This is a genomic window from Rhodopila sp. (assembly GCF_965277825.1).
Lineage (GTDB): Bacteria > Pseudomonadota > Alphaproteobacteria > Acetobacterales > Acetobacteraceae > Rhodopila.
Window position 1 is genome coordinate 3,763,480 of sequence record NZ_OZ255846.1, and the last position, 20,333, is coordinate 3,783,812.

Annotated in this window: 16 protein-coding genes; 9 read left to right on the top strand and 7 right to left on the bottom strand. The window is 64.9% G+C overall.

The features are described from left to right. The first annotated feature begins 34 nt into the window (after positions 1 to 34). The 4 genes from ACQY4T_RS18415 (at position 35) to ACQY4T_RS18430 (ending at position 5,357) form a co-directional block, all read left to right on the top strand. Positions 35 to 649, top strand: coding sequence for a glutathione S-transferase family protein (locus ACQY4T_RS18415; protein WP_428533689.1), 615 nt, complete (start codon positions 35 to 37; stop codon positions 647 to 649). A 157-nt stretch (positions 650 to 806) separates the two neighbouring features. After that, positions 807 to 2,213 carry a threonine synthase gene (gene thrC / locus ACQY4T_RS18420; RefSeq protein ID WP_428533691.1) on the top strand — a complete coding sequence of 469 codons (1,407 nt, stop codon included), beginning with the start codon at positions 807 to 809 and terminating at the stop codon, positions 2,211 to 2,213. Between the two features lie 406 nt (positions 2,214 to 2,619). Beyond that, a complete protein-coding gene (locus ACQY4T_RS18425; RefSeq protein ID WP_428533693.1) occupies positions 2,620 to 3,600 on the top strand; it encodes a D-2-hydroxyacid dehydrogenase in 981 nt (326 codons plus the stop codon). Further along, the gene (locus ACQY4T_RS18430) at positions 3,600 to 5,357 is read left to right on the top strand and encodes a monovalent cation:proton antiporter-2 (CPA2) family protein (protein WP_428533695.1); all 1,758 of its coding nucleotides are present in this window, start codon (positions 3,600 to 3,602) and stop codon (positions 5,355 to 5,357) included. Before ACQY4T_RS18425 ends, ACQY4T_RS18430 begins: the two co-directional genes overlap by 1 nt. A gap of 68 nt (positions 5,358 to 5,425) precedes the next feature. Here ACQY4T_RS18430 and ACQY4T_RS18435 read toward each other — a convergent pair whose 3' ends face one another. The 3 genes from ACQY4T_RS18435 to ACQY4T_RS18445 are packed head-to-tail and all read right to left on the bottom strand — an operon-like array spanning position 5,426 to position 7,718. Beyond that, positions 5,426 to 5,785 carry an EamA family transporter gene (locus ACQY4T_RS18435; protein WP_428533697.1) on the bottom strand — a complete coding sequence of 120 codons (360 nt, stop codon included), beginning with the start codon at positions 5,783 to 5,785 and terminating at the stop codon, positions 5,426 to 5,428. After that, positions 5,782 to 6,603, bottom strand: a complete 822-nt coding sequence (locus ACQY4T_RS18440) for a class I SAM-dependent methyltransferase (protein WP_428533699.1) — start codon at positions 6,601 to 6,603, stop codon at positions 5,782 to 5,784. Before ACQY4T_RS18440 ends, ACQY4T_RS18435 begins: the two co-directional genes overlap by 4 nt. Before the next feature lie 23 nt (positions 6,604 to 6,626). Next, positions 6,627 to 7,718, bottom strand: a complete 1,092-nt coding sequence (locus ACQY4T_RS18445) for a glycosyltransferase family 2 protein (RefSeq protein WP_428533701.1) — start codon at positions 7,716 to 7,718, stop codon at positions 6,627 to 6,629. Between the two features lie 248 nt (positions 7,719 to 7,966). Between ACQY4T_RS18445 and ACQY4T_RS18450 the strand changes: the two genes are divergently transcribed. After that, a complete protein-coding gene (locus ACQY4T_RS18450; protein WP_428533703.1) occupies positions 7,967 to 9,550 on the top strand; it encodes an ArnT family glycosyltransferase in 1,584 nt (527 codons plus the stop codon). 22 nt (positions 9,551 to 9,572) lie between these two features. On the opposite strand, the gene typA is transcribed toward ACQY4T_RS18450, so the two are convergent. The 3 genes from typA to ACQY4T_RS18465 all read right to left on the bottom strand — a co-directional run bounded on the left by typA (position 9,573) and on the right by ACQY4T_RS18465 (position 14,668). Next, entirely contained in the window at positions 9,573 to 11,405 is a 1,833-nt protein-coding gene (gene typA / locus ACQY4T_RS18455) for a translational GTPase TypA (RefSeq protein ID WP_428533705.1), read from the bottom strand. Between the two features lie 276 nt (positions 11,406 to 11,681). After that, a complete protein-coding gene (locus tag ACQY4T_RS18460) occupies positions 11,682 to 13,160 on the bottom strand; it encodes an NCS1 family nucleobase:cation symporter-1 (RefSeq protein ID WP_428533707.1) in 1,479 nt (492 codons plus the stop codon). Positions 13,161 to 13,384: 224 nt separating this feature from the next. Further along, positions 13,385 to 14,668 (bottom strand): NRAMP family divalent metal transporter, encoded by a 1,284-nt coding sequence (locus tag ACQY4T_RS18465; RefSeq protein ID WP_428533709.1) that lies wholly within the window; start codon positions 14,666 to 14,668, stop codon positions 13,385 to 13,387. A gap of 138 nt (positions 14,669 to 14,806) precedes the next feature. Between ACQY4T_RS18465 and cysS the strand changes: the two genes are divergently transcribed. Together cysS and ACQY4T_RS18475 are read left to right on the top strand one after the other, a co-directional pair. After that, the gene (cysS, locus tag ACQY4T_RS18470) at positions 14,807 to 16,321 is read left to right on the top strand and encodes a cysteine--tRNA ligase (protein ID WP_428533711.1); all 1,515 of its coding nucleotides are present in this window, start codon (positions 14,807 to 14,809) and stop codon (positions 16,319 to 16,321) included. A 16-nt stretch (positions 16,322 to 16,337) separates the two neighbouring features. Then, positions 16,338 to 17,144, top strand: coding sequence for an RNA methyltransferase (locus tag ACQY4T_RS18475; protein ID WP_428533713.1), 807 nt, complete (start codon positions 16,338 to 16,340; stop codon positions 17,142 to 17,144). Positions 17,145 to 17,231: 87 nt separating this feature from the next. Here ACQY4T_RS18475 and ACQY4T_RS18480 read toward each other — a convergent pair whose 3' ends face one another. After that, positions 17,232 to 17,489 carry an Lrp/AsnC ligand binding domain-containing protein gene (locus ACQY4T_RS18480; RefSeq protein ID WP_428533715.1) on the bottom strand — a complete coding sequence of 86 codons (258 nt, stop codon included), beginning with the start codon at positions 17,487 to 17,489 and terminating at the stop codon, positions 17,232 to 17,234. Positions 17,490 to 17,681: 192 nt separating this feature from the next. On the opposite strand from ACQY4T_RS18480, the gene ACQY4T_RS18485 reads away from it, so the two are divergent. After that, positions 17,682 to 18,509, top strand: a complete 828-nt coding sequence (locus tag ACQY4T_RS18485; RefSeq protein WP_428533717.1) for a formate/nitrite transporter family protein — start codon at positions 17,682 to 17,684, stop codon at positions 18,507 to 18,509. A 4-nt stretch (positions 18,510 to 18,513) separates the two neighbouring features. Further along, positions 18,514 to 20,325 carry a NirA family protein gene (locus ACQY4T_RS18490; RefSeq protein ID WP_428533718.1) on the top strand — a complete coding sequence of 604 codons (1,812 nt, stop codon included), beginning with the start codon at positions 18,514 to 18,516 and terminating at the stop codon, positions 20,323 to 20,325. Positions 20,326 to 20,333: the final 8 nt, after the last annotated feature.

Here is a 20,333-nt window from a genome sequence, read left to right on the forward strand (position 1 = left end):
ACATGCTTCACAGGATCAGTTGAGGTTTGGCGAAATGAAACTCTACCTGTTTCCGGCCGGACGTGCAGTCGGCGTCCTGGCTCTAAAAGATCACCTTGCGCTCGACTGTGAGGTGCAATTGCTTGATTTCAGACGTGGCGATCAACTTACCCCTCAGTACCTCGCGCTCAATCCCAACAAGAAAATGCCGACGCTCGAAGACGATGGTTTCGTGCTTTGGGAGTCGAATGCCATTCTGTTTTACTTGGCGGCCAAGCATCCCGAGAAGGGGCTCTGGCCCTCGGATTTGAAAGGCCAGGCGGATGTTCTGCGCTGGCTTGCGTGGGAAAGCGCGCATTGGGATGCCGAGTCATGCGGGATGGTCTCGTACGAGAAAGCCTCGAAAGCCGTGCTCGGCCTTGGTCCCCCGGACCCCGCTTTCATTGCGCGCGGGGAGCAGAATTTCGCCCGCTTCGCGGCCGTGCTCGACGACGCGCTGGCGAGCAAGACCTGGCTCATTGGTGAGCAGCTCACGATCGCGGATTTTTCGGTCGGGGGGGTCGTGCCTTCGGCGGAGGCCATGGGGCTTCCCATTGGGGACTATCCCGAAATCACCCGCTGGTACAAACGGCTATCTGCGTTGTCGGGTTGGCCCCGAGCTTCAGTATAACGATTCCGTGAAACCAGCCAATTCGGGATCAGTGTGTCGAGGTCCTGCTCCCGGACGGTTGGGCATCTGGGCTGCGGCCACCTCAATGACGGAACGGGTAACGATGATCTCGCTAGCCATTTGTTTCGGCGTATGATTCCGCGCTAGAACGGCGACCATGCGCTATATCTCGACCCGCGGGCAGGCGCCCGCGCGCGACTTTGCCGATGTTCTGCTGGCCGGCCTGGCCGAGGATGGTGGGCTTTTCGTGCCCGAGGCCTGGCCGCATTTTGGCCCGAGCGACTGGCGGGCTATGCGGGGGCTTGGTTATGCGGAGCTCGCGACCCGGGTGATGCAACCCTTGGTCGGCGCCGCGATCCCGTTCGAGGTGCTGCGGGGGATTTGCCACGAAGCCTATGCCGGGTTCGGTCACCCCGCCGTCGTTCCGCTGGTGCAGTTGGAGACCGGGCTGTTCGCGCAGGAGCTATTCCACGGCCCGACGCTGGCGTTCAAAGACATGGCGCTGCAGGTGCTAGGTCGGTTGTTCGACTATCTGCTGACGCAGCGGGATCAGCGGATCACCATTGTCGGGGCGACGTCGGGGGATACCGGGTCGGCGGCGATCGAGGCGTGCGCCGGGCGCGAGCGGATCGACATGATGATCCTGCATCCGCGTGGGCGCACCAGCGAGGTGCAGCGGCGGCAGATGACCACGGTGGCGGCGGACAATATCGGCAACGTGGCGATAGAGGGTAGTTTCGACGATTGTCAGGACCTGGTGAAGGCGATGTTCGCCGATGGCGGGTTTCGCCAGGAGATGCGGCTGTCGGCGGTGAACTCGATCAACTGGGCGCGGATCGCGGCGCAGATTCCGTATTACGTCGCCGCCGCGCTGGCGCTGGGGGCGCCGGATCGGGAGGTGGCGTTCAGCGTGCCGACTGGCAATTTCGGCAACGTGCTGGCGGCCTGGGCGGCGCGGCGCATGGGGCTTCCGGTGGCGCGGTTGATCGTCGGGTCCAATCGCAACGACATTCTATTCCGGTTTCTTGAGAGTAACGATATGTCGATGGCGCCGGTGCAGCCTTCGTTGTCGCCCAGTATGGATATCCAGGTGAGCTCGAATTTCGAACGGCTGCTGTTCGAGTTGCTCGACCGTGACGCTGAGGCGACGCGGGAGACGATGCTGGGGTTTCGCCGCACCGGGCGGATGGCGGTGGCGGAGGCGGTCTGGCATCGGGCGCGCGGGCTGCTGCAGGGCTTCCGGCTGGATGATGCCGGCATCGAGGCGGAGATCCGGCGGTTGGATTCGGAAAGTCTGTATCTGGCTGATCCGCATACCGCGATCGGGATCGCGGCGGCGCGGGCAGTGGGGTGTGCGGGGGGGGTGCCGGTGGTGGCGATGGCAACGGCGCATCCGGCGAAGTTTCCCGACGCGGTGCGGCGGGCGACCGGACAGCATCCGGCGCTGCCGCCAAGGTTGGCGGACCTGTTCGGGCGGCAGGAGAGGTTCGCCGTGCTGGAGAATGATCTGGGGGTTGTCGAGGCGGCGGTTCGGGCGTTGGTGGGACGGAACTCGGTGGGGTAGCGGTCTGGTTGTTCAGGCGTTACCGGGCGCACGCTGGCGAACGCTGGATGGCGGTCGGGTCAGCGAGGGGGGCTTGTTCCGGGGGCGCGTTGGGTAAGGCGTTGCGGGCTACGGTTTTTGTTAAGGTTTCGCGGAGCTCCGTGCCGGTGGTTGCCGGAAAGCTACGACCAGTGCCTGCCACCGCGCGCCGGGTTCGGCGGCCATCGACCTCGGTGGAAAAGCTTTCCACGATGCTGCGGCGGCGATGCCATCATGGGCGAGGATGACGATTTCGCGTTGCTTGGCCAGGCTGGCGTCCACGGGTCGAAGGGTGGGTGCGGCGTTTCACGACTGATCGGGCGGCAGAACGGCGGCGGACCATGGAACCGGCATCGCCATCGGTGACGGGTCATGGCACGCTTGGTGTATGCGCATCCATCTGCAGAACCCAGACAACGATCCGCTGTTCGACTTTTCTCGCCCGATGTGGGAGGCGGCGGCGGCGCGGGCGCCCGATATCGGTGCGGGGCATGAGGTTTCAATCGGGGTAACGCCGGCGGATCTGGCTGGCGCCATGCGCGAGGCCGAGGCGCTGGTGACCGATGCCAGCGTGATCGCGACGCACTTCCCCTGCCCTGCTCCGCGTCTGCAAATGATTTTTCTGACCAATGCCGGGCTGGACCAGCTGGCGCCGTTCGGCTGGCTGCCGCCGGGGGTCGCGCTGCTGAACAACCGCGGCGCTCATGCGGCGAAATCGGGTGAGTTCGCGATCATGGCGGTGCTGATGCTGGCCAACCGGGTGCCGGCGATGGTGACCAACCAACGTCAGGAGGTGTGGCGCAAGTTATGGGGGTCGGTGCTGCGCGGGCGGCGCCTGACGGTGGTCGGGCTGGGCAGCCTGGGGGGCGCCGTTGCGGACCATGCGGCTCGGTTCGGCGTGCGGGTGACCGGGGTGCGGGCGCATCCCCGGCCGCATCCGGCGTGCGAGCGGGTGATCGGGGTCGAGGCGATCGAGGATGCGCTGGCGGAGACCGAGTTCCTGGTGCTGGCCTGCCCGCTGACCGCCGCGACGCGCGGTCTGATCAGCCGCCATCGGCTGGAGTGCCTGCCGTCGGGCGCGGGGGTGGTGAATATCGGGCGTGGGAAATTGATCGACCAGGCGGCGCTGTGCGACCTGCTGGACCAAGAGCACCTTTCCGGTGCGGTGCTGGACGTGTTCACGCCGGAGCCGATCCCGGCGGGACATCGGCTGTGGTCGACGCGCAACCTGGTGATCAGTCCGCACACCTCGGCGGATGATCCGGCGACCTATAACCCGCGCAGTCTTGACATTTTTCTGGACAATCTGCGGGCCTGGCGGGATGGGCTGCCTTTGCCTAATCGTTTCGATATCGCGCGCGGTTACTGATGCTGGCGACGCTTGTCGCGCTGCTGGCGGCGGCGACCATCGCGGTGCCGCTGACCCGTCGGGTCGGGTTGGGCAGCGTGCTTGGTTATCTGGTGGCCGGGGTGGTGATCGGGCCGTCCGGCCTGGGGCTGGTGCGCGGGGTGCAGCAGATCAGCGATATCGCCTCGCTGGGCGTGGTGATGCTGTTGTTCCTGATCGGGCTGGAACTGCGGCCGAAACGGCTGTGGGTGATGCGCCGGGCGGTGTTCGCTCTGGGGTCGTCGCAGGTGGTGCTGAGCGCGGCGGTGCTGGCGGTGCTGGCGCACGCGCTGGCGATCCCCTGGGCCGGGGCGGTGGTGCTGGGGGCGGGGTTGGCGATGTCGTCCACCGCGATCGTTCTGCCGATGCTGGCCGAGGCCGATCTGTTGCAGAGCCGAGCCGGGCGCGATGGGTTCGCGGTGCTGCTGTTCCAGGACCTGGCGTTCATTCCGCTGGTCGCGCTGGTGCCGCTGGCGGCGCAGCACAGCCTGCCGAACCATGTGCCGTGGCAGGACGTGGCCAGGGCGGTGGTGGCGGTGGCGGTGATCCTGGTGGGCGGGCGATTTGCCGTTCCGGCGTTGATCCGAGCGCTGGGGGGGGCTCGGATTCAGGAGGTTTTCACCACGGCTTCGCTGCTGATCGTGGCGGGTACCGCCTATATCGCCAGCCTGGCCGGGCTGTCGATGTCGCTTGGGGCGTTCATGGCGGGCGTGCTGCTGTCGGAGTCGGAATATCGGCACGAGTTGCAGGCCGATATCGCGCCGTTCGAGGGGCTGTTGCTGGGGTTCTTCTTCATCTCGGTGGGGATGTCGGCGGATCTGGGATTGGGGTTGGCGCATCCGGGGTTGCTGGCGGCGGCGGCGGGTGGGTTGCTGGCGGCGAAGATCGTGGTTGGGTTCGGGCTGGCGCGGCTGGCTGGGCAGAATGTTGCCGATGGGCTGCGGTTTAGCCTGGCGTTGCCTCAGGCCAGTGAGTTCAGCTTTGTGTTGTTCGGGGTGGCGGTGGATGTGGGGGCGTTGGCCTCCGATAATGCGGCGCTGGCGACTTTGGTGGCGGCGGTTTCGATGGCGGCGACGCCGGTGTTGTTTGCGTTTTCGGAGCGGTTCGTGATCCCTCGGCTGGAGGCGGAGCCGGTGCCGGATTACGACACTATCGAGGCGGCGAACGCGCCGGTGATCATTTGCGGGTTCGGTCGGTTCGGGCAGATCATCGGACGGGTGCTGCGGATGCACGGCATCGCGTTCACCGCGCTGGAGCGGGACCTGGGCCAGGTGGAGGTGATCCGGCGGTTCGGCAACAAGGTGTATTTCGGTGATCCGACGCGGGTCGAGTTGTTGCGTTCGGCGGGGGCGGAGCAGGCGAGGCTGCTGATCGTGGTGCTGGACCATCCTGACGATGTGCTGCGGGTGGTGGAGGTGGCGCGGCGGAGCTTTCCTCAGTTGAAGATCCTGGCGCGGGCGCGCAACCGCTACCACGCGCATCGGCTGATCGATCGGGGGGTGGATGGGCTGGTGCGGGAGTTGTTCTACTCCAGTTTGAAGATGTCGGAGGATTCGTTGCTGGCGTTGGGGGTTTCGGCCGAGGATGCCGAGCGGTCGGTGGCGTTGTTCCGGGCGCATGACGAGCAGAATTTGCTGGATGCGCATGCGATCTATCGGGATGAGAAGCAGATGATCCAGAGTGCGCAGCAGGCGGCGGAGGAGTTGACGGCGTTGTTTGAGGCGGATCAGGGGCGGTAGGGGGTTTGCGGGTGGGCTTTTTTGGAACGATCGGTCTGTCAAATGAGAACGATAGTCGACGACCCTAGCTAGCGTGTATTTGCGAGTTGCGTGAGAAGCAAGCCAGCGAGAATAAATGCCATTCCTACCCAAAAGATCCACGTCACCTGTTCATTATAGAACAAACGACCCAGCAATGGCACGATTACGGTTGCGCCTGCCATCCATGGATAGGCCTGCATCAGCGGGACACGCGAAAGCACGAAGATCCACAGCAATGTGGCCATGCCGTAGATCGATAATGCGACATAGAAGGTGGGGAGCGTCGCGAGCGTCCAGACAACGTCCGAGAGGGACCGGTTTTGAATCGCCAACCCGGCGCCTCTGAACAGAAACTGGCCGCCTGCGAGCAGGCAGGTCACGGTCATAAGCAGAACCGAATTGATCACGGCACTTGCCGTTGGAAAATGAAATATTGAATATCGGACGGAAAGAATTTACTGAACGCGACCGCTGCGACGGCGAGAGTATAGAGCGCACCTGCTTTTAAAGCGCCAACCGAGCGATCGTATCGAATGCGGTCGTACAATCCATCCGTCACGATCGAGGCAAGCTGTCCCTGACGTAGTAGTGCAAATCCGGCTGTTGTGAAGAGTCTCGATAGCGCAGCGCTAGTGAAGTAGCTCACGTGGGGGGACGGCAGGCCGATTTGCCACATACGGTTGAGTGGGCCGGTGACTCCGAACCGAGCCGCCAGCCGTGCGGCCCGAAAGATGAAGCCCTCCGCAACCGGCAGATTAACGATAACGGCGCCGCCAGGTAGCAGATAGTCTGACAGGACCGATGCAGCTACGCTTACATCAGGCAAATGTTCGAATACATCATTAAAGATGATGGCATCGAAGCGCATGTCCGGCGGCATCTCGGCCGGGAAGAAACCGGCGATAACGTCGTGACCGGCCAATCGGGCACGCCTCTCCATGTCAACATCCGGCTCGATGCCGACGCACTCGATGCCGCGCGTTTTGGCGGCCTCCAGGAACCAACCATGGGCGCAGCCGACATCGAGCAATCGTGTTCCTCGCGGTAAGTAGTCGGCGCATTCCGCCAATAGCTGTTGGAAATTGGCAAGCCGAACGGGCTTCAGGGCGCGCTCCCGAACATCTTCATCGATTCTATCGACGGAATTGATTTGGATAGGCAATTCACTCGCAAAAAAGCCACAGGCTTGGCAGTGGGACGTCCCTGGAGCGAGGTCCGGCACCATCGCCGCGTTGCAGACAGCGCACCTCATGTCGAATCCCCTGATCCGCAGCGCATTTCCGATCGCAGCGCCGCCATTGACTTGGTGGCACCGCGCCTGAGCGGCAGAAGCGGAGTAATGACACGGGTCGGGACAGCGGCGATGTCGAAGGCAAGGAACGACAGCAGCAACTGAACCCCAAGGATGATCGGCAAGGCCGCGAGCATCACAGTGCCGGTGGTCGCCGGACGTCGGGTCAAGGCGCTTTCCGTCCAACCCTGGATACCGAAGACCACGCCGAACAGAAGAAAGGCAACGCTGACCAGTAATTCCAGTGAGGCGATCGAAAAGCCGCGGAGGAAGTATTCGTAAAACACGCGCTTGCACAGATTGACGAGATTGCCGCCCAGAAATTGCAGGAACACGCGACGGATGTTGAGCCCGCTCTGTTCATCAGCGTAGACTGCGGTCATCGGAAGATCGAAGACGCAGGCCTGGATCGTGCCCAGTCGGAACAACAGGTCGGATTCAAAGAAATAGCGCCGCCGCAGCTTTTGTAGTGGGATTCGCGACAGCACAAGCCCGCTGATCGCGGTGTATCCGTTCGTGGGATCGAAGACGTTCCAATATCCAGACGATAGTTTGGTCATGAAGGACAATCCGGCATTGCCGATCAAGCGTGCTGTCGGCATGGTGCGTACGTCCTCCACGTTGTGGAAACGGTTGCCTTTGACGTAGTCAGCTCTGCCTTCGAGGATTGGGGCCACGAATTGTGGGATCAGCGCGGGGTCCATCTGGCCGTCAGCGTCGACCTTGACGACCACATCCGCACCCATCGCCAATGCGTGCTGGTAGCCGGTAATAACCGCACCGCCTACACCCTGGTTTTGTTCATGCACCAACACGACCACACGCGGATCCTGGCATGCCGCCAGCACATGCGCGCCCGAGCCTTCCGGGCAAGAATCATCCACGACGAAGATTTGTGTGACCTCCGGACCAAATTTGCCAAGCAGCGTGAGGATATGGGCTTTGACGCGATACGATGGCATTACCACGGCGACCACGGGGCGCTTGGGTGCTTCGTTTCTTAGTACTGCGGATTTCATCCGCGGCAACGTTAGTCCATCCGCAATCATGGATTATGCCTAACTCGTTTGGATCACAATAGACGTTCGGATGGAACGCCGGTTCATCAGTTACGATGATGGCGCCTTCACCGTTGACAACACGCAAATGGTGCTATATCGACATATAATCGATTTGCGGTGAGAAGGCTAGGAAATTGCTTTGATATGTAGGCGTCGTTAAGCTGCCACGCCAAGACGGCAACTGGTTGCGCAAGCTGAATCCAAGCCTCCGCATGGTCTCGCTGCGGGCGGCGCCCATGCTGATCATGCTACTTATGGTGGTGGTCGTGCTGCAATGGCGCGCCGGTGCTTTCACGGGCGCACTACAAGGCGATGCCATAGCGCATTACGTATCTGGCCTGATGGTGCATGACTGGCTGCTGAATCAGTTCGGTGCTAAAGCGGTGCGCTATCTGATCAATTATCATGCGCATCTGCCGGTGACCGCCTTCGGCCTGTGGCCGCCATTTTATTATGGCATTGAAGGTGTGTGGATGCTGCTGTCGGGTGTTGGCATGCCGGCCATGCTGTTGTTGTCCGGCAGCGCCAGCGCTTTTCTGGGCCTGGCCGTCGGTTTGGTTGTGGCCCGCAGGAGCGGCTGGATGGGCGGATTGCTGGCGGCCCTGCTCCTGGTCGGCAATCCACTCGTGCAGCGCGCCAGTAACGAGCTGATGTTAGACGTCCCGGCGGCTCTCGGATGTTTCCTGGCGGCACTCGCCTACGCCGCCTACCTCGCGGGCGGACGCCGAGGAGCCGCTCTGGGGTTTGGACTGTTGGCGGTGATCGCCATGATGACCAAATACAATGCGCTGGCTCTCGCCCTTGTGCCACCGCTCTGCGTGCTGATCGGGCGGCGTTGGGACTTGTTGCGTCGCCCCACCTTCTACCTGCCGGCGGCGATTGTCGGCGTGTTGGCCGGGCCCTGGTATGTGCTAGCGCATGGCTTGTCAGAGCAAGGGTTCCGCTTCGAATGGGGGCTGGCCTATTTGAAACTGGCAACGCCTTACAATGCAGGCAGTATCTTTGAGGGATTGACGCCTATCGTGGCGGTGCTGGCCGTGGTTGGGCTTGGGCGCGTGTTATGGCGCGGCGGCCGGGCTGGGATGGCGGGATCAACGCCGATCGAGATTAGCTGCGCGGCGCTGGGACTGTCGGTATTCCTGTTCTTGCTGGTTGTCCCGGTGGCGCTACAGGACCGCTATCTGATCCCGTGCCTGGCGCCGCTCCTGGTGTTGGCCGCCCATGAGGCGATAAGAGTTTTCGAGCAATTACGGCGGCCGATCGCTCGTGGCGCATGGGTCGCCATATTGATCGTCAGCGTCGTTATTCCTGCGTGGCCGGTGCAGGCCGTTCCGCATAATCGGGTAGCGGAGGCAGCGCAGGCAGCACTTGGCGCGTTGCCGCCGGGAAACCCGATGGCACTGGTGGTTGCCGGCAAGGCCACCGAACCGGCCATGATTGCCGCGATCGGCATGGCGGAACCGAGGCGTCCGGTTACGTGGGTCGTGCGTGGCTCCCGTTTGTTCGGTGGAGGCGGCTACAACAATGCGGACTATAAGCCGCGCTTCAGTGATCCCCATGATCTAATGAAGGAGATCGACCGCTACGGCATCTCGCTGGTGATCTTTCAGCGCACGGGGGACGCGCAGGAGTGGGCACATGTGGCGCAGTTCAACGCCCTGCTGGCAGCAGAGCCAAATCGATTTGCGAAGGTGGCAGAGATAACTGATACGGCGCCATTCCAAATTTTTCGGGTGCTGGGCAACGAGGCACGGTCGCCCGACGCGGCGGCGCTGACGCGCCTGAGCGGACCGCAAGCCTTGCTGAGGCTCGTGCAGTAGCCGGCGTTTTGGGAAGACCGGTTCACGCCGCGGCGTCGGCGTCCACCTTGCGTTCGAAGCGCTTGCGCTCGTGCGGGTCGAGGTAGCGTTTGCGCAGGCGGATGGCGGCGGGGGTGACTTCGACGAATTCGTCGTCCTCGACGTAGGCGATGGCTTGTTCCAGGCTCATTTTGCGCGGCGGGATCAGCAGCATGGCGTCGTCCTTGCCGGCGGCGCGGATGTTGGTCAGCTTCTTTTCCTTGATCGGGTTTACTTCCAGGTCGGACTCGCGGGAATGCTCGCCGAGGATCATGCCCTGGTAGACCTTTTCACCGGGGGAGACGAACATGGTTCCGCGTTCCTGTATGTACCATAGCGAATAGTGCACCGCTTCGCCGGCCTCGGTGGAGATCAATGACCCGGCGCGGCGGCCCTCGATGGTGCCCCTCCAGGGGCCGTAGCCGGCGAACAGGCGGTTCATGATGCCGGTGCCGCGGGTGTCGGTGAGGAATTCGCCGTGGTAGCCGATCAGGCCGCGGCTGGGGATGGCGAAGGTCATCCGCACCTTGCCGCCGCCGGAGGGACGCATGTCGCGCATCTCGCCCTTGCGGCGGCTTAGTTTCTCCACCACCACGCCGGTGTAGGGGTCGTCGACATCGACCAGCACTTCCTCCATCGGCTCCTCGCGGTCGCCGGTTTCGGGATTGCGCCGGGTCAGCACGCGGGGCCGGCCGATGGTGAGTTCGAAGCCCTCGCGGCGCATCTGCTCGATCAGCACGCCGAGTTGCAGTTCGCCGCGGCCGGCGACCTCGAAGGCGTCGGTTTCGTTGGAGTCGGTGACGCGGATGGCGACGTTGCCCTCGGCCTCGCGGAACAGCCGTTCGCGGATCTGGCGGGAGGTGACCTTCTTGCCCTCGCGGCCGGCGAGCGGTGAGTCGTTGATGCGGAAGGTCATCGCCAGGGTCGGCGGATCGACCGGGATCGCTTCCAGCGGCCCGGGCAGTTCGGGGGCACCGATGGTGTCCGGAATCGTTCCCTCGGACAGACCGGCGACGGCGATGATGTCGCCGGCCAGCACCTCCTCGACCGGGACGCGGTCCAGGCCGCGGAACGACAGCAGCTTGGTCAGCCGGCCGGTTTCCACCGTGGAGCCGTCGCGGCGCAGCACCTTGACCGGCATGTTGACGCGGGCGGTGCCTTGCTCGACGCGCCCGGTCAGCACGCGGCCGAGGAAGTTGTCGTATTCCAGGATGGAGGCGACCATGGCGAACGGGGCGTCCGGCTTCACCGTCGGCTGCGGCACGTGGCGCAGCACTAGGTCGAACAGCGGCGACAGGTCGGTGCGCGGGCCGTCGAGGATTTCGTCGGCCCAGCCGTTGCGGCCGGAGGCGTAGAGCATCGGGAAATCGAGCTGGCTGTCGGAGGCGCCGAGGGCGGCGAACAGGTCGAAGATCTCGGTATGGACCTCGTCGGGGCGGGCGTCCTGGCGGTCGACCTTGTTGACCACGACGATCGGGTGGATGCCGCGGGCCAGGGCTTTGCCGACGACGAACTTGGTCTGCGGCAGTACGCCCTCGGCGGCGTCGACCAGGACGATGGCGCCGTCGACCATGTTGAGGATGCGCTCGACCTCGCCGCCGAAATCGGCGTGGCCGGGGGTGTCGACGATGTTGATGCGGGTGTCGTGCCACACCACCGAGGCGCACTTGGCCAGGATGGTGATGCCGCGCTCCTTCTCCAGGTCGTTGCGGTCGAGCGCGCGTTCGGCGACCTGCTGGTGCTCGCGGAAGGCGCCGGACTGGCTGAGCAGCTTGTCCACCAGGGTAGTCTTGCCGTGATCGACATGGGCGATGATAGCGACGTTACGGATCTGCATACGAGCCTGACTTTGGAGCCGGATGGCTTCGGGTCGAAGCGATCCGGGTCCGGTTCTGTTCGGTTTGAGAGGGCGATCGGGTTCTGAGCGATCGCACTCCAGGGGGATGGTGCGGCGCACACATAGGCGGTAAGCGGGCGGGATACGAGCGAAAAACGGCTGTGGCGGGGTTGCGGCCCCGGCTTCGGCGAAACGTCATGCGGCCGGGGCGGTGGTCGGCTTTGCGGCCTGGCGGGTTCCGGCGATCGAGAGACGGTTTCGCCCGGCTGTTTGCGATCAGACGCTTGCCCGGGTGGGAATCAGTTGGGCAGCCGGTCGCGACAGACCTCGATAGGCCACGGCACCCACGCCCGCGCCGATCAGCCAGCCCCAGTCGCCGACGTTGAACATCGCGCCGTAGGCGCCGAGCAGCGACAGGCCGATCGAGAGGGTGGCGGAGATCGCCAGGGCGATCAGCGCCTTGGGGTTCCATCCGCCATCGAAATGGTAGCGCGCTTGCGGCGCCATCGAATAAAGGTCGTCAACGGTGACGGCCTGTCGCTTTACCAGGTAGTAATCGGCGATCATGATGCCGAACATTGGTCCCAGAGCAGAGCCGAAGATGCTGACGAACAGAGTAATGGCGCCTGGGCTGGCGACGAATAGCCATGGGCAGACCAGGACGGACAGGATGGAGGTGATCAGACCGCCCAATCTGAAGCTGATATGCTCTGGGCTGAGGTTCGAGATGTCGTAGGCGGGCGATACGAAATTGGCGACGATGTTGATGCCCATGGTGGCGACGATGAAGGTGATCGAGCCAACGATGACGACGATCGGGTTGCCGATCTTCTGCACGATCAGGATCGGGTCCGTGATGGCCTGGCCGAACACCTTGAGGGTGCCGGCGGTGACAATGACCGTGATGACGGAAAACACCAGGAAGTTGACTGGCAGCCCGAGAAAATTGCCCATTTTCATGGCGGCCTGGTTTTTTCCAAAGCGGGCGAAGTCGCCGAAATTGAGCAACAAGGCGGAGAAGTAGGCAACGATCAGCATCGCGGCATTGGCCATCACGCCGATCGTTGCGGTCCTGGATGCGGCGGGCGGGCTGAGTTGCAGCGACAGGCTGGAGAATCCGGTCTGCCAGAGGATCCATATCGCCATCGCGAACATCACCAGATAGACCACCGGGCCGCAGAAATCGATGAAGCGTCGGATACGCTCCATGCCGCTCAGGAAGATGAGGAGTTGAAAGCACCACATGAACAGGAAGCTGAACCACGCGAGGGAGGACAGGCCGGCGATGCTGTTGTGGGTCAGACTGGCTGCCGAGGGGGCAAGGGTGACGATGAGGACCTGGACCGCCTTGGAGGCGAAATAGGTCTGCACGCCATACCAGACGATGCCGACGACGCCTCGGACCATCGCGGCGAGATTGGCGCCCATGACGCCGAAAGACAGCCGAGCCACCACCGGGAAAGGGATACCATGGCGCAGTGACGGGCGTCCGATGAGGTTCATCAGGAAGTAGACCGCGGTGATGCCCAGCAGCATCGAGATCAGCACCTGCCAGCCGGTCAGCCCAAGGAAGAACAGGCTTGCGGCGAAGGTGTAGCCTCCGACGGAATGGACGTCCGACATCCACATGGCGAACAGGCTGAAGACGCCCCAGGTCCGCCCCTCGGGCGCGGTTGGAGCCAGATCGTGATTGAACAGTCTGGGGTGAGCGCCGGTGATTACGAGCGTCGGCACTTGCCGCGTTTGCGATGCCATTCAAGCCTCCACCCGTCGTTTGCCGGCTGCCGCGGTTGGGCCCGGCTTTCAGCCCCTGCTCGGTTGAACCGGCGTGCTCGGTTGAGCCGCTGGGTACGTTTGAGCTACGAGGCAGGCAATTACCGGGCCAAGGGCAAACAAAGCCGGCGTGATCAACAATCGAACCAGGCCCGGGGCGATGTGCGATCGCATCCGCTGGCGCGGGTCATGGGCGGCGGAGGTTTCTACACCAGACCGGCGCCCGACAGGCCGCCGAACAGCCCTAGCGTGCAGGTGACCGCGGCGACCGCCAGCACGATCCACAGATAGGCGCCGCGCAGGCGGTGCGCCCTGGGCAACGCGGTGACGGCCAGGGCGATCAGCAGGCCGAGCACGATCGGCAGCATCAGCGTGTCGATCACCTGCACCGCCAGGTTCAGTGCCACGAGATCGGGCCAGAGTGCCACGAACAGCGCGCCGGCGACGACGCAGAGTGCGTAGGTGGCGCGGAACCAGCTTGTCTTCAGCGGATCGGCGTCGGCCGAACGGCGGTTGCCGATGACCTCGTTGAGGCCCCAGGCCAAGGCCAGCGAGACCACGATCGCGGCCACCATGGCGGCGCCCAGCACGCCGAGGCCGAACACCAGGTTGCCGACCCGTGTGCCCAGGAACGGGGTCAGCGCCTGGGCCATCTGGCCGACGCTTGACAGCGTCGGGTTGGCTCCGGCGCGGCCGATGGTGGCGGCGCAGGCGATCAGCACCGCGGCCATGATCGACTGGGTCAGCAGCGCTCCGATCGCGGTATCCCAGCGGGCAGCGGCCAGGTGCTGGGGGCCGAGGCGTTTTTGGGCGATCGCGGACTGCTGGTAGAACACCATCCACGGCATGATGACGGAGCCGATATTGGCGGCCGCGAGATAGCGGTAGTCGGGATCTCGGAGCGGGATGTCGATCGCACCCGCCAGCAGCGCGTCGGCGTTCGGGTGGGCCGCCCAGGCGACGAAGAAGAACACCAGCTCGAACAGGCCGACGGCGATGGCGAACAATTCGGCGCGGCGGTAGGTGCCGGTGAAGGTGACGGCCAGCAGGGCGACGGCGGCGATCGGCAGCGAGGCGAAGCGGGGCAGTCCGTAGAGCTGGCCGACGCCGGCGACGCCGGAGAACTCGGTCAGCAGCGCGCCGGCGCTGGCGATGGTCAAGGCGAGCGCGGCGACCCAGGCGCAGAGCGGGCCGAAGGTGTCGCGGATCAGCTCGCCGTGGCCGCGCCCGGTGAAGATCGCCAGGCGCACGGTGAGTTCCTGCGCCATGTAGAGGACCGGCACTAGCAGCAGTTGCAGCGCGAGCAGGCGGTAGCCCCAGCGTACGCCGCTCTGGCCGGCGGTGATGACGCTGCCGACGTCACTGTCGGCCAGCATGACCACGAGACCGGAGCCGAACACGGTGAGGAAGCGGCCCCGGCGCGGCATGGCTGGGGCGTCGACGTCAGGGGGTGCGCGGGTTGGTTTGGGGGGGTTGGCGGTTGCGGGCATTGCAAAAAGGTCTCGTTGTATTCGCGGCGGCCGGCGCCGTTTAACGCAAATCGCGTTGCGTTGGCGGCGGGTTTCGCGGACAACGCCACCACTGATGCAAGCTGCCGATACAAGCAAGCGTCGATGATGGACCCGATCATGCCCGAGTTTTATCTGCACAACAGCCTGACGCGTCGCAAGGAGCGGTTCGAACCGGCCGATCCGACCAATGTGCGGATCTATGTCTGTGGCCCGACGGTGTACGACCTGGTGCACCTGGGCAATGCCAGGGCGGCGGTGGTGTATGATGTCGCGGTCAGGCTGCTGCGGCTGCTGTATCCACACGTGACGTATGTCCGCAACATCACCGACGTGGACGACAAGATCAACGCCCGGGCGCGGCAGACCGGCGAGGCGATCGGTGCCATCACCGCGCGCACTACGGCGGATTTCCATGCCGACATGGCCGCGCTCGGGGCGTTGGAGCCAGACCAGGAGCCTCGGGCTACGGGGCATGTCGGTGAGATGATCATGATCATCGAGCGGCTGATCGAATCCGGCCATGCCTATGCGGCCGAGGCGCATGTGCTGTTCTCGGTGGCATCAGACCCGAGCTATGGGCGGCTGTCGGGGCGCAGCCCGGACGAGCTTGTGGCTGGCGCTCGGGTGGATGTGGCGCCGTACAAGCGCGATGCCGGTGACTTCGTGTTGTGGAAGCCGTCCCCGGACGACCTGCCTGGGTGGGAGTCGCCGTGGGGGCGGGGCCGGCCGGGCTGGCACATCGAGTGCAGCGCGATGTCGTGGAAATACCTGGGTGAAAGCTTCGACATCCATGGCGGCGGCAGCGACCTGATCTTCCCGCATCATGAGAACGAGATGGCGCAGAGCTTGTGCGCCTTCCCCGGCAGTCATTTCGCGCGTTACTGGATGCACAACGGCATGCTGCAGTTGAGCGGCGAGAAGATGGCCAAAAGCGTCGGCAACTTCTTCACCGTGCGCGACATTCTGGGCAAGGCGCGGGGTGAGGTTATTCGGCTTTTGCTGTTGCGCACGCATTATCGCTCGGTGCTGGATTTTTCCGATCAGGGCCTGGCCGAGGCGAGGCGGGAGCTGGATCGTTTCTATCGCGCGTTGGAGCGGGTTCCTGGCGGGGGCGCGGATGCGGGTCGCGGTGTCGGGTCCCCTGGCCCGCGGTCCGGCGCGTCCGGTGACGCGGCTGTCGCGGAGGCTTGCGCCGCCGTCCCGCAGCAGGTGCTGGAGGCGTTGTGCGACGACCTAAACACGCCGTTGGCGCTGTCGGCGATGCACGCTCTGGCGGACGCGGCGATGCGGGGCGATGCGACCGCGGCGGCGGGGCTGCGGGCCGCGGGGAGTGTTCTAGGCTTGCTGCAGCAATCGCCAGACGTCTGGTTTGGCCGCGCTTCAGTCACGCTGACCGGCGGCGAGTCATCTAGCATCTCGACCGGTGTCGGGTCACTCAGCGCTTCGGCCGGGGCTTTGGGAAGCCGGCAGGCAGACGAGGTCACCGAAATCGAGGCCGCAATCGCCGAACGCGTGGCCGCCCGAAAGGCGCGCGACTTCGGGCGTGCCGATGCGATCCGCGGCGAACTGGCGGCCAAGGGTATCGTGCTGGAGGACGGCGCGAAGGGCACCACGTGGCGGCGCGCCGACTGATGATGGGACGCGACGAGTGACGGGACGCGACGGCGGGGCTGACCTGGCGCCGATCGGCAACAGCCCGGTGGTGATCCTGGTGCGGCCGCAACTGGCCGACAATGTCGGTGCCTGCGCCCGGGCGATGGCGAATGGCGGGCTGTTTCATCTGCGACTGGTGGCGCCGCGCGACGGCTGGCCGCAAGAGGCAGCGTGGCGCACGGCCTCGGGCGCGGACCGCATCCTGGACGCGGCGACGGTGCATGCGAGCGTGGCCGAGGCGACCGCCGACCTGCATCGCGTGTTGGCCACCTGCCCTCGCCCGCGCCACATCGTCAAGCCGGTGCTGACCGCCAGGGGGGCGGCGGCGGAACTGCGCGAAATCGCGGTGCGGGGGTTGCGCGCCGGGGTGCTGTTCGGGCCGGAGCGCGCCGGGTTGGACAACGACGACATGGCGGCAGCGGATGCGCTGGTGCGGTTTCCGCTGAACCCGGCGTTCCTGTCGCTGAACCTGGCACAGGCGGTGATGGTGATGGCGTATGAATGGTGGATGGCCGATGACGCAACGCCGCCGCGCCGGCTGATGACCAACGAGACGCAGGTGGCGACGAAGCGGCGGCTGGACAATTTCCTGGCGCATCTGGTGGACCAGCTGGACGCCTGCGGGTTCCTGCGCAATGTGCCGAAGCGGCCGGGAATGGTGCGTAACCTGCGGCATCTGTTCCAGCGCGGCGAGGTGACGGAGCAGGAGTTGCGCACGCTGCACGGCGTGGTGACCGAACTGGCGATCGGGCGGCGGCGCCGGGGGCGGCTGGAGGCGGAGGAGCAGGAGACCGGGGTCTGAGGAGAGAGCGACGCGAACGGGTTGCGCGTGCAGGCAACGAATTACCGGACGGTTCGTAGGGACTGTTCGTAGACGGCTGGTAATCCGCTACAGGCCTTTGGCGCCGCCGAATGCGTTGAACGCGATCAGGGTGTAGGTGTCTCTTACGCCGGGTAGCTTCTGGATCTTTTGGGTCACGAACAGCCCGGTGTCCTGGTCTGCGTCGAGGTAGAATTTTCCCAGCAGGTCGTATTGTCCGGACGTGGAGAACAGCTCCGACAACTCGGCAATGGTGTCGGCTGCCTCCTGCGCGGTGCGGTATGCTTGCCCCATTTCGCATTTGATCTGCACAAAGATCGCTCGCATCACCGCCCCCTGGCTGTCGGACCAAGGTTTCGGACACCCTGATCACAGGCCGAGTTTACCAGCAGTTCCGGTCACGGGATACCGGGTTCGGCCCGCGCGGCCCGTTTCAGCCGCTTCGACCGGCAAGAAGCGGCTTCCAGCGGCACGAATTTTGCTCGCCGGTGGGGCACGAGACCGCACAGAGAGGCCAGCATGGATGCTTTGAAACCCGCCGCTGTCGTCGACGCCATGATACAGGCCGGCGCGCTGAAAGCGGAGCTTGGGGTGGGTGATCTGCTGATCCGGGGTGCGCTCTCGGGCGGCCTGCTGGGCATTGCCACCAGCCTGGCACTTGGGGCGGCGGTGCAGACCGGGCAATTGCTGGTGGGCGCGCTGATATTCCCGGTGGGCTTCGTGATGATCGTGCTGCTGGGTCTCGAACTGGTCACCGGCAGCTTTGCGCTGCTGCCGATGGCGGTGATGGCGGGGCGCGCAAAACCGGGGCAAATGCTGTCGAATTGGTCATGGGTGCTGCTGGGCAACCTGCTCGGCAGCGTGGTCTATGCGGTGTTGTTCGTGATCGCAGCGACCGATGCCTGGCAGATCGCTCCGGTGGGCGTCGCCGAACGGCTGCGCCAGGTGGCCGAGGCGAAGACCCTTGGCTACGCCAAGTTCGGCGCCGCCGGCATGCTGACCGTGTTTGTCAAGGCGATGCTGTGCAACTGGATGGTCTGCATGGGCGTGGTGATGGGGCTGTGCTCGAGCTCGGTGATCGGGCGGATCGCGGCGGCGTGGATGCCGATCCTGGTATTCTTCGCGCAAGGCTTCGAGCATACGGTTGTCAATATGTTCGTCATTCCCGCCGGCATGATGATGGGCGCCAAGGTGTCGGTCTCGGACTGGGTGCTGTGGAACCTGATCCCGGTGACGATCGGCAACCTGGCGGGAGGCTTCGGCTTCGTCGCGCTGGCGTTATTCGCCACGTTCGTCCCCAAGTCAGCCGGACGCGCCGCGGTTGTGGCGCAATCCGCCGAGGGCTGAGCCGATGTCGGCCGAGGCAGCGGGATTTTCCGTCGAGCAGCAGGAATACCTGAAGGGTTTCATGACCGGGGTGGAGGCGCGGCGCGCGGCGTTCGGGCTGCCGCCGGGGCCGCCCGGCGGCGGCGCGGCCGATCCGAACGACCTGCAGCGCGCAGCGCAGGATCGCGCGGAGGCCGGCGGCGGCAAGCTCGTCGCCGAGGAACAGGCGAAGCGCAACAAGCCGCCGCTGGGCCGTTTCGATGAAGTCACGGCGCTGGCCGGGGCGGGACAGTTTCCCAAGGGGACCGATGTCTTCCTGACCAAGTATTTCGGGCTGTTCTACGTGGCTCCGGCACAGAATGCGTTCATGTGCCGGCTGCGGATCGTCGGCGGCATCATCACCGCGGCGCAGTTGCGCGGGGTTGCGCAGATCGCTGACGACCTGGCCGGCGGCTATGCCGACATCACCACGCGGGCCAACCTGCAGTTGCGCGAAATTGGCGCCGACGGGCCACCCGAGGTGCTGATGCGGCTGGCCGAGATCGGCCTGACGTCGCGCGGATCGGGGGCCGACAATATCCGCAACATCACCGGCAGCCCAACCGCCGGGATCGACCCTGAGGAACTGCTCGACACCCGTCCAGCGGCGCGCGCGCTGCACCATTTCATCCTGCACCATCCCGAGCTGTATGGGCTGCCGCGCAAATTCAACATCGCGTTCGATGGCGGCGGGCGGGTGGCGGTGCTGCAGGATACCAACGACATCGGCTTCACCGCGGTGCGGGTGGCCGAGGGCTTCGGGGTGCCCGCCGGGGTATACTGGCGGCTCGATCTGGGCGGCATTACCGGGCATCGCGATTTTGCCCGCGATACCGGCGTTCTGGTCGATGCCGATGCGACGATCCCGGTGGCGAACGCGGTGTTGCGGGTGTTCATCGCCGAGGGCGATCGCACCGACCGGCACAAAGCGCGGTTGAAATACGTGCTGGACCGGCTCGGGCTGGAGGGGTTCCTGGGGCGGGTCGAGGCGGAGCTGGGCGAGAAGCTGTGCCGGGTCGATGCGTCATCGATACAACCGGCTCCGGCGCAAGACCGGCTGGGCCATATCGGCGTTCACCCGCAGAAACAACCCGGACTGCGCTATATCGGCGTGGTGTTCCCGGTCGGGCGGATCAGCACTGAGCGGATGCGTGGGCTGGCGGCGATCGCGGAACGCTTCGGGTCGGCGGAACTGCGGCTTACGGTCTGGCAGAACCTGCTGATCCCCAATGTCGCCGAGGCCGACGTCCCGGCGGCGGTGGCGGCGATCGAGGCGCTGGGGCTGTCCACCTCGGCATCGCCGCTGCGCGCCGGGCTGGTGGCCTGCACCGGCAATGTCGGGTGCAAGTTCGCCGCCAGTGACACCAAGCGGCATGCCTCGGCGCTGGTGGACTACCTGGAGGCTCGGCTGGCGCTGGACAGCCCGATCAACATCCACCTGACCGGGTGCCCGAATTCCTGTGCCCAGCATTACATTGCCGACATCGGTCTGCTCGCCGCCAAGGTCGAGCCCGGCGGCGACGAGCATGAGGGCGATCGGGCCGACGGGGATCAGGACGAGGAGATGATCGAGGGCTACGATCTGCATGTCGGCGGCGGCGCCGGGCCGCACCAGGCGATCGGACGGCTGATCCGTCCGGGCGTGGCGTTCGATGATTTGCCGCCGATGGTGGCCGCGCTGCTCGGCGCCTGGATGGCGACGCGCGTTGCCGGGGAGGGTTTTCAGGATTGGTCGGCCGCTCGCGGCGACGACGAACTGCGAGCGATCGGTGAGAATCTGCAGGCGGAAGCAGCGTGACGGCCGGG